Here is an 8,136-nt window from a genome sequence, read left to right as displayed (position 1 = left end):
GCGGCCGGCGCGCACGTCACCGGCGTGTGCCGCACCGACAAGGTCGACCTCGTCCGGTCCCTCGGCGCCGACGACGTCCTCGACCACACCCGGGAGGACGTCGTCGCGCCCGGCCGGCGGTACGACGTCGTGGTCGACACCGGCGGCAACCGCGCTCTCGCGCACCTCCGCCGGGCCCTGACCCCCACCGGGACGCTCGTGCTCGTCGGCGGTGAGGCGGTGGGCGGCACCTGGTTGCGGGGCTTCGACCGCCAGCTGCGCGCGATGCTGCTGTCCCCGCTCGTCCGCCAGCGACTGGTGCCCCTGGTGGCGAAGGAGGGCACCACGAACCTGGCGGCGCTGACCGCCCTGATCGAGGCGGGCGCGGTACGACCGGTCGTCGAGCGGACCTATCCGCTGGCGGAGGCCGCCGACGCGGTCCGGCACGTGGAACGCGGCCGGACGCGCGGCAAGGTGGTCGTCACGGTCGGATGACCGACGGGAAAACGACGGCGCGGAGGTCACCGGACCGGTGACCTCCGCGCCGCGCGGGGAACGACGATCAGGCGGACGCGCGGCAGGACGAGAGCGCCCCGACCACCCCGACCCCCGGGTCCCTCAGCGGCAGCTTCGTCGACGCCGCCGGGCACGTCGGGACCGTGATGTCGTGCACGCCCCGGCCGAACGTCGCCGCGGTCAGTTGCCGCGACGGCTCGTGGTAGCGCAGGTACATGATCGCCGCCTGCGGCAGGTCCGCACCGAGGGTGGCCCACTCGCCGCCGTTCCAACCGGACAGGAACACCCCGACGTCGGTGCCGACCAGCAGCAGGCCGTCGGAGGTGGGTACGACCGAGTTCACCGGGGCGTCGGGCAGGCCCTGGCCGATGTCGGACCAGGTCCGGCCGCCGTCGCGGGTCATCATGACGTGCGCCCGGTCGCTGCCCGAGCGGAAGCCGGAGAACGTCGCGTACGCGATCTTCGCGTCCGCCGGGTGCACCGCCACCCGGGTGACCCACGTGCCGGGCAGTTGCGCCGCGTCGACCTCGTTCCAGCTCCGTCCGAGGTCGTCGGTCCACCACAGCTTGCCATCGTCGGTACCGACGTAGAGCGTGTCGCCGTCGGTGGGCGCCGCGGCGATCGTGGTGATGGTGCCCCACGGGTAGCCGGACGGGTCGTTCGGGCCGCCGCCGGTCAGGTCCGGGCTGATCGCGGTCCAGGTGCGACCGTTGTCGGTGGACCGGTTCACGATGTTGCCGGCGTAGTACATGACGTTCGGGTCGCTCGGGTCGAACTGGAGCGGCGTGAGCCAGTTGCGCCGCTGCGACGTGGTCTGGCCGGCGCCGATGGACCGGCGCGGGCTGCCGCCGGCGTTCTCCGACCGGTAGCACGAGCCGTACTGGCTGCACCCGAAGACGATGTTCGGGTTCTCCGGGTGGATGAGCGTCTGGAGACCGTCGCCGCAGCCGATCGCGTCCCACGGCCCGCCGACCCCGTTGTAGCCGCGGTTGCAGCCGTTGTCCTGGGCGCCGCCGACCTTCAGCGACGGGTCGGTCTGTGCCACGTCGACCGTGTAGAACTGCGTGTACGGCTCGTAGGTGGCCTTCACCCAGCCGCCGGCGCCGTTGGCCTCGGAGCGGTAGACGCCGCCGTCGTTGCCGAGGTAGACGCGACCCGGGACCTTCGGGTCCCAGCGCAGGACGTGCTGGTCGGCGTGCACGCCGCCGACCGGGGCGAAGCTCTGCGCGCCGTTGGTGGAGCGCATCAGGTTCACGCCGGTCAGGAAGACGTGGTCGGCGTCGGCGGGATCGACGAACAGCTTGCCGAACCACCAGCTGAAGGTGGACTGGGACGCCTGCCCGGCGGTGACCGGGGTCTGCGTCCAGCTGTCGCCACCGTCGTCGGAGCGGAAGAAGGCGCGGAACGGGCCGAGCGCGGTGCCCACGTACGCGTAGAGGCGCTGCGGGTCCTCCGCCGCGACCGCGATGCCCCAGCGGCCCTGGTCGGCGTCGGTGGGCAGGCCGTTGGTCATCCGCTGCCAGGTGTCGCCGCCGTCGTCGGAGCGCCAGAGGCTGGAGCCCGGTCCACCGTAGGTGCGCTGGTTGGGCTCGCGCAGGTGGTCCCACATCGCGGCGTACACCCGGTCGGGGTTGCTCGGGTCGATGACGACCTCGGTGGCGCCGGTGGTGTCGTTCGGCGGCGCGAGGACCTGCCGCCAGCTGTCGCCGCCGTCCTCGGTCAGGTAGACGCCGCGCTGGCCGCCCGGCACGAAGAGGTTGCCGCTGGCCGCGGCGAAGATCCGGTCCTCGTCGGTGCGGTCGATCGCGAGGCGCCCGATGGCGTGGCTGTCCTCCAGGCCGACGCGCTGCCAGCTGCCGCCCCGGTCGGTGGACCGGTAGACGCCGTCGCCACCGAAGGTGATCGACCCGCCGCCGGGCTGGGCCTCACCGGTGCCGGCGAAGAGGACACCGTCGCTGGTCATCGCGACCGCGCCCATGGCCTGCCCCCAGGTGTCCGGCCACGCCGGGCTGAAGGTCGCCCCGGCGTCGGCGGAGCGCCACACGCCGCCGGAGGCCGCCGCGATGAACACCTGACCGTCGACCTGGGGGTCCACCGCGATGTCGACGACCCGCCCGCCGATGTCGGAGGGGCCGAAGAAGGTCCAGTCCCGCTCGCCGAGGGGACGGTAGACGCTGCGGGTACGGGCGGCCAACTGGTTGGCCTCGCCCCGGGCCTTCGCGTACTTCGCGGCGGAGAGGTCGGTGCTGCCGTCGCTCATCCGCTGGGCGGTCATCCACTCGTCGGGCAGCTCCATGGGGCCGGTGGGGGAACTCGTGGCCAGTGACGGTTCCGGGGCCTGCACCGCCGACGACGCCGTCAGCGCGGCCGTGGCGAGCAGCGCCGTCAGCGCTGTCACCGCATGTCGGCGGTGACGTCGGACCAGGGTTGGGTTCATACGGTGTCTCCTGTCCACATGCGGACGTCCTGAGTCCGCACGCTAGACACCGCATCGGTGAACGTCACCGATCATCTGTCGGGATTCGCGCCGCCGCATTAGGACACCTGTCGAGCCGGCGCGCGCAGGTCAGCCGTTGCGGAACTCCGGCAGGCCGCCGTCCTCCGAGTCGGGGCCGACCATCGCGCTCAGGGTCGTGCCGTCCGCGCAGAGCGCCGCCGCGCGCAGGTACATGCGCCGGTCCTGCGACCGGGCCAGGACCTCGGTCTCGAAGACCTCGTCCTCGACGCGCAGCAGGTCGATGTCGGCGCGCTGCTCGTAGTGGGCGCGGACGTCGAGCGGGGACATGCGGACGGTCGCCTCCACGCTGGTCACCGCGCCCTGCCGGATCACCGACGTGACCCGCGCGCCGTCGGGCAGGACCAGGCCGGGCACGTCGGCGGGGACCTCCGGGTCCTCGTCGAGCGGGACCCGGTCGCAGCTGGGCAGGTTCGCCAGCAGGTCCCGGCCCGGCCCGCCGCCGGTCGCCGGCTCGGCCCCGCCGCACGCGACGAGCAGCGGGAACGCGACAAGGAGGGCGACCACCCGGAGCTTCATCTGATGGAGCCTGCCACGGTCACCGCAGCACCCGCCACCGTCGCACCATCGCCAGCAGCCCGGCGATCACCCCGGCGGTGACCACCGTCAGCAGGATCGTGATGAGCGAGCCGTACGCGAACCCGGAGAACTCGAAGACCTGGTCGAAGATGTACACCGGCAGGTAGAGGGTCGCGTTGGCCGGCCGCCCGTCGGTCAGCACATACGCCGGGACGAAGTTCACCTGGAGCGTGAGGATGACGTCCCGGACGGCGAGCAGCACCAGCACCGGCGCGAGCAGCGGCAGCGTGATCCGGCGTAGCTGGCCGAAGGGCCCGCACCCCTCCAGGGCCGCCGCCTCGTACAGCCGGCCGTCGAGCAGCCGGCGCGCGGCGAGCACCACCACGAACCCCTCCCCGATGGGGAACGCCAGCATCAGCACGACCCCCAGCCGGGCGGTGGTCGGATCGGCGAGCCAGGTGAAGCCCGGGTGCCCGACCAGCCCCAGGAGCTGGTTCAGTGGCCCGTACAGGGGGTTGAGCACCCAGAGGAAGAGCACCGCGAGAGCCACGTCGGGGATGACGGTGGGCAGGTAGACGGCGGTGCGGAACCACCGGCCGCCGGGCCGCGGCGCGGCGAGCAGCAGCGCGAGTCCGACAGCGGCCACCAGCCGCACCGGTACGGCCAGCGCGACGTGGAAGAGGGACGCCTCCAGGCTGTCCAGCAGGAACCGGTCCTCGGCCAGCCGCCGCACGTTGGCCAGGCCGGTGAACTGGGGGTCCCGGGTCAGGCCGGTGTGGTCGGTGAAGGCGTAGCCGACGTTGAGCAGTGCCGGCAGGACGATCAGCAGGGCCACCGCGACGGCGTACGGGGCGAGGAACGCCCAGCCGCTCAACGGTGCCCGGGACCGGCTCACCGGCGGAGCCCGGTGGTGGCGTCGAAGCGGTGCAGCCGGGCCGGGTCGGGACGCAGCCGCACCTCGTCGCCGGGCGCCACCCCGGGGCGCGGGCCGGTGCGGACCGTCAGGCGGGTGCCGTCGGCGCAGCGGGTCAGCACGATCGCCTCGCTGCCCAGCGCCTCCACCGCCTCGACGGTCACCGCGAGGGGGCCCCGCGCGTCGAGGGCCAGGTCCTCCGGGCGTACGCCGAGCGTCACGTCGGCCTTTCCGCCGAGGACGCCGCCGCCGGGCACCAGGTTCATCGGTGGGCTGCCGAGGAACCCGGCGACGAAGGTGTCGGCCGGCTGGTCGTACACCTGCTGGGGTGGGCCGACCTGCCGCACGCGCCCACCGGCGAGGACGACCACCCGCTCGCCGAGGGTCATCGCCTCGTGCTGGTCGTGCGTGACGTGGATCGTGGTGGTGCGCAGCTCCCGGTGCAGGGCCAGCAGGTCGGCCCGGGTGGCGAACCGCAGCGGCGCGTCGAGGCTGGCCAGCGGCTCGTCCAGCAGGTAGACGCTGGGTTCGCGGAGCAGCGCGCGAGCCAGCGCGACCCGCTGCCGCTGCCCGCCGGACATCTGGTCGGGGTAGCGGTCCAGCAGGTCGGCGATGGCGAGCCGCTCGGCGGCGGCGCGGACGCGTCGCTCGGCCTCCGCCCGCCGCACCCGGCGCACCTGGAGGCCGAAGAGCAGGTTTCCCCGGACGGTGAGGTGGGGGTAGAGGGCGTAGTCCTGGAAGACCATCGCCACCGCGCGCCGGTGCGGCGGCACCCGGGCGACGTCCTGCCCGTCCACGTACACCCGGCCCCCGTCGGGCCGGTCCAGGCCGGCGATCAGGCGCAGGATCGTCGACTTGCCCGATCCCGACGGTCCGACCAGGGTGATCAGCTCGCCGGGCCGCACCTCCAGATCGACGCCGTCGAGCGCGGTGACCCGCCCGTACGACCGCCGCAGCCCCTCCAGCCGGATGACACCCCGCGCGTCGGTCACCGGGTCGGTCCGACGGGCAGGGCGAACAGCGGCCGGACGGTCTCCTCCAGCCGGCGCAGGCCCTCCTCCCGGTCGACCCGGCCGTAGAAGACCTCCTCCAGCAGCGTGTCCGCCTCCTTCTCGACTCGCGCCCAGGTGGCGGTGCGGGGGGTGGCGCGCAGGTGCGGCTCGGCGTCCAGGAAGACCTGCGACGACCGGGGCGGCCGGGCCGGGTCGAGGAAGGCGGGGGAGGTGGCCACGTCCAGCCGGGACGGCACGGTTCGACCGGACTCGGCGAGGACACGCTGGCCGGGTGCGCTCATCGCGTACTCGATGAACCGCCACGCCCTGCGGTGGTCGGGCAGGCCGGCGCCCATGCAGTAGGCGTCGCTGTGCAGGATGGACGCCGGTACGCCGCCGGGAGCCACCGGCAGCGGCGCCGCGTCCCAGGTGAAGCCCTCGATGGTGCGCAGGGTGGGGACGGCGACCCGGCTGCTCAGGAACATGCCGAGGGTGCCGCGCAAAAACCGCGCCTCGCTGGACTCGCTCTGCTCCTGCGCGTCCGGCGGTACGACCCGGTGGCGCAGTTGCAGGTCCAGGAACCAGTCGACCGCCGTCCGGGCGGCCGGGTCGCCCCGCAGGGTCAGCGCGGTGGGCTTCGCCGGGTCGTCGACGAGGTCACCCCGGTTGGACCACACGAACGGCGCCAGCCGGGCGATCGACGGCTGCACGCCGACCCCGTACCGACCGTCGCGGGTGAGCGCGCGGGCCGCGGCGAGGAAGTCGTCCCAGGTCCAGCCGGCTGTGGGCGTCGGCACGCCGGCCGCCCGGAACAGGTCGGCGTTGTAGTAGACGACCAGGGAGGACAGGTTCTGCGGCAGGCAGGTCAGCGCGTCGCCGTCGAAGCGGAACGCGTCCAGGCCGCGGGGGCTGAAGTCGCCCTCGTCGAGCACGGTGCTGCCGTCCAGCCAGGACTGCGCCGGCTCGATCGCCCCCTGCGCCGCGAACTGCCCGTAGCGGCGGTAGTTCAGCAGGAACACGTCCGGCGGCTGCCCACCGGCGAACGACGTGGTCAGCCGTGCCATCAGCTCGTCCTGCGTGGCGACGGGGGAGAGGGTCACGTCGACGTCCTGGTTGGCCTGCTCGAAGTCCGCGATCAGGGTGCGGTAGCCGGCCACCTCCTCGGCGTCGCCGAACAGCACCACCGTGATGCCCTGCCGGTCCGCCGCCTCGTCGTCGGACCCGCAGCCGACGCCCGCCCCGAGCAGCAGCGCGGCGGTGAGCAGCCCGGCGCATCCCCGTCGCCAGAATGGTGTCATTCGCGTCCTCCGGATCTCAGCGCCGCCAGCGGGTCGTCGTGCAGCAGGACCCGCTGGGCCAGCAGGAAGACCACCACGCACGGCGCGGTCGCCACGACGCAGCCGGCCATCAGCAGCGGCCAGTCCGTCGGGTTCAGCAGCAGCAGGAACCGCAGGCCCAGGGGGTAGGTGTACCGGTCGCCGCTGGTCAGGTACAGCAGCGGGTCGATGAAGTTGGACCAGTGAAAGGTGAAGGCCAGCACACCGACCGCCAGGGTCGCCGGCTTCACCTGCGGCAGCGCCAGCCGGCGCCAGATGGTCAGCCACCCGGCGCCCTCCAGCCGGGCGGCCTGCAACTGGCTGTCCGGCACACCGCCGAAGCTCCACGCGTACAGCAGCACCAGGAACGGACTGACCGCGAGCACCGCCGGCGCCAGCAGCGGCACGTACGTGTCCACCACCCCGACCAGGCGGAACAGCTCGAAACGGGTGGCCCAGACCGCGGTCACCGGCACCAGCAGCAGGGCCACCAGGCCGAGGACCGTCCGGCGCCGGCCGGTGGGTGTGAGCAGCCGCAGCCCGAAGCCGGTCAACGAGGCCACCAGCACGGTCAGCGGCACGGCGAGCGCCACCACCAGGGCCGAGTTCGCCAGGTAGGTGGCCAGCGGGATCAGCTCCGGCAGGCGCGCGTACGCGGCGAGCGTCGGGTCGGCCGGCACGACCTCCAGACCCCGGGGCGGCGGAAGACCGGCGGGTCGCAGGGACCCGACCACCATGAACCACAGCGGGGCGAGGAACAGCACCGCGACCAGGGCGGGCACGCCGAAGCGCCCGATCCACCGCCCGGTCACCGCACCACCCCCCCCACCCCGCCGACATCCACCCCGACGTACGGATCCGCCGAACCTACGAACTGCTCCGGGACCCGGTCATCGGGCACCTGTCGAAGATCCGCCGCCGCCCTTGCTACTCCTGTCGCAATTCCTCAGTCGTCCGGCCGGTACCGCCCCGACAGACGGGCCAGCTTCAGCGCCAGGTGCAGGCACAGCCGCTCGTCACCGTCCTTGAGGTCGGTGCCGGCGAGTTCCTCGATCCGCTGCAACCGGTAGTAGAGCGTGGTCCGATGCAGCCGCAGGTCGGCTGCCGTGGCATGGGCGTTGCCGGCGAGGTCGAGGTAGCGCTCCAGGGTGGCCAGCAGCGGCAGGTGGGCGGCGCCGTCCAGCAGCCGGGCCAACCCCGGATGGACGTCGGCGACGTCGAGCTGGTGGTCGTCCAGCCGGGCCAGCACCCGGTAGACACCCAGGCCGGACCACGACACCACGTCACCCAGCGCCGGCAGTCGCGCACCGACCCGGGCGGCGTGCAGAGCCTCGGCGTACGACTCGACGGCGTCGACCAGGCGCGGCCGGGACCGGCCGACGCCCA

At 73.5% G+C, this 8,136-nt stretch carries 8 protein-coding genes; 1 reads left to right on the top strand and 7 read right to left on the bottom strand.

Annotated elements, in window-relative coordinates:
- The coding region (locus AB0I76_RS17625) for a zinc-binding dehydrogenase (RefSeq protein WP_357036186.1) at positions 1–474 on the top strand (474 nt) is incomplete at its 5' end.
- Positions 475–541: 67 nt separating this feature from the next.
- Here AB0I76_RS17625 and AB0I76_RS17620 read toward each other — a convergent pair.
- The 7 genes from AB0I76_RS17620 to AB0I76_RS17590 all read right to left on the bottom strand — a co-directional run.
- Complete coding sequence (locus tag AB0I76_RS17620) at positions 542–2,893, bottom strand: glycosyl hydrolase (protein ID WP_357036183.1); 2,352 nt, start codon at positions 2,891–2,893, stop codon at positions 542–544.
- Between the two features lie 168 nt (positions 2,894–3,061).
- Positions 3,062–3,529, bottom strand: a complete 468-nt coding sequence (locus tag AB0I76_RS17615) for a hypothetical protein (protein WP_357036180.1) — start codon at positions 3,527–3,529, stop codon at positions 3,062–3,064.
- Between the two features lie 19 nt (positions 3,530–3,548).
- The gene (locus AB0I76_RS17610; RefSeq protein WP_357036177.1) at positions 3,549–4,424 is read right to left on the bottom strand and encodes a sugar ABC transporter permease; all 876 of its coding nucleotides are present in this window, start codon (positions 4,422–4,424) and stop codon (positions 3,549–3,551) included.
- Positions 4,421–5,434, bottom strand: a complete 1,014-nt coding sequence (locus tag AB0I76_RS17605) for an ABC transporter ATP-binding protein (RefSeq protein ID WP_357036174.1) — start codon at positions 5,432–5,434, stop codon at positions 4,421–4,423. Before AB0I76_RS17605 ends, AB0I76_RS17610 begins: the two co-directional genes overlap by 4 nt.
- Positions 5,431–6,732 carry a sugar ABC transporter substrate-binding protein gene (locus AB0I76_RS17600; protein WP_357036171.1) on the bottom strand — a complete coding sequence of 434 codons (1,302 nt, stop codon included), beginning with the start codon at positions 6,730–6,732 and terminating at the stop codon, positions 5,431–5,433. The genes AB0I76_RS17605 and AB0I76_RS17600 overlap by 4 nt, the downstream gene beginning before the upstream one ends.
- The gene (locus AB0I76_RS17595) at positions 6,729–7,562 is read right to left on the bottom strand and encodes a carbohydrate ABC transporter permease (protein WP_357036168.1); all 834 of its coding nucleotides are present in this window, start codon (positions 7,560–7,562) and stop codon (positions 6,729–6,731) included. The genes AB0I76_RS17600 and AB0I76_RS17595 overlap by 4 nt, the downstream gene beginning before the upstream one ends.
- A 134-nt stretch (positions 7,563–7,696) precedes the next feature.
- On the bottom strand, positions 7,697–8,136 hold a 440-nt coding region (locus AB0I76_RS17590; RefSeq protein WP_357036165.1), incomplete at its 5' end, for a helix-turn-helix domain-containing protein.

It is taken from the genome of Micromonospora sp. NPDC049799, from assembly GCF_040656655.1.
Lineage (GTDB): Bacteria > Actinomycetota > Actinomycetes > Mycobacteriales > Micromonosporaceae > Micromonospora.
The sequence above is the reverse complement of the archived record's forward strand: the minus strand, read 5'-3'. Positions and strand labels throughout refer to the sequence as shown.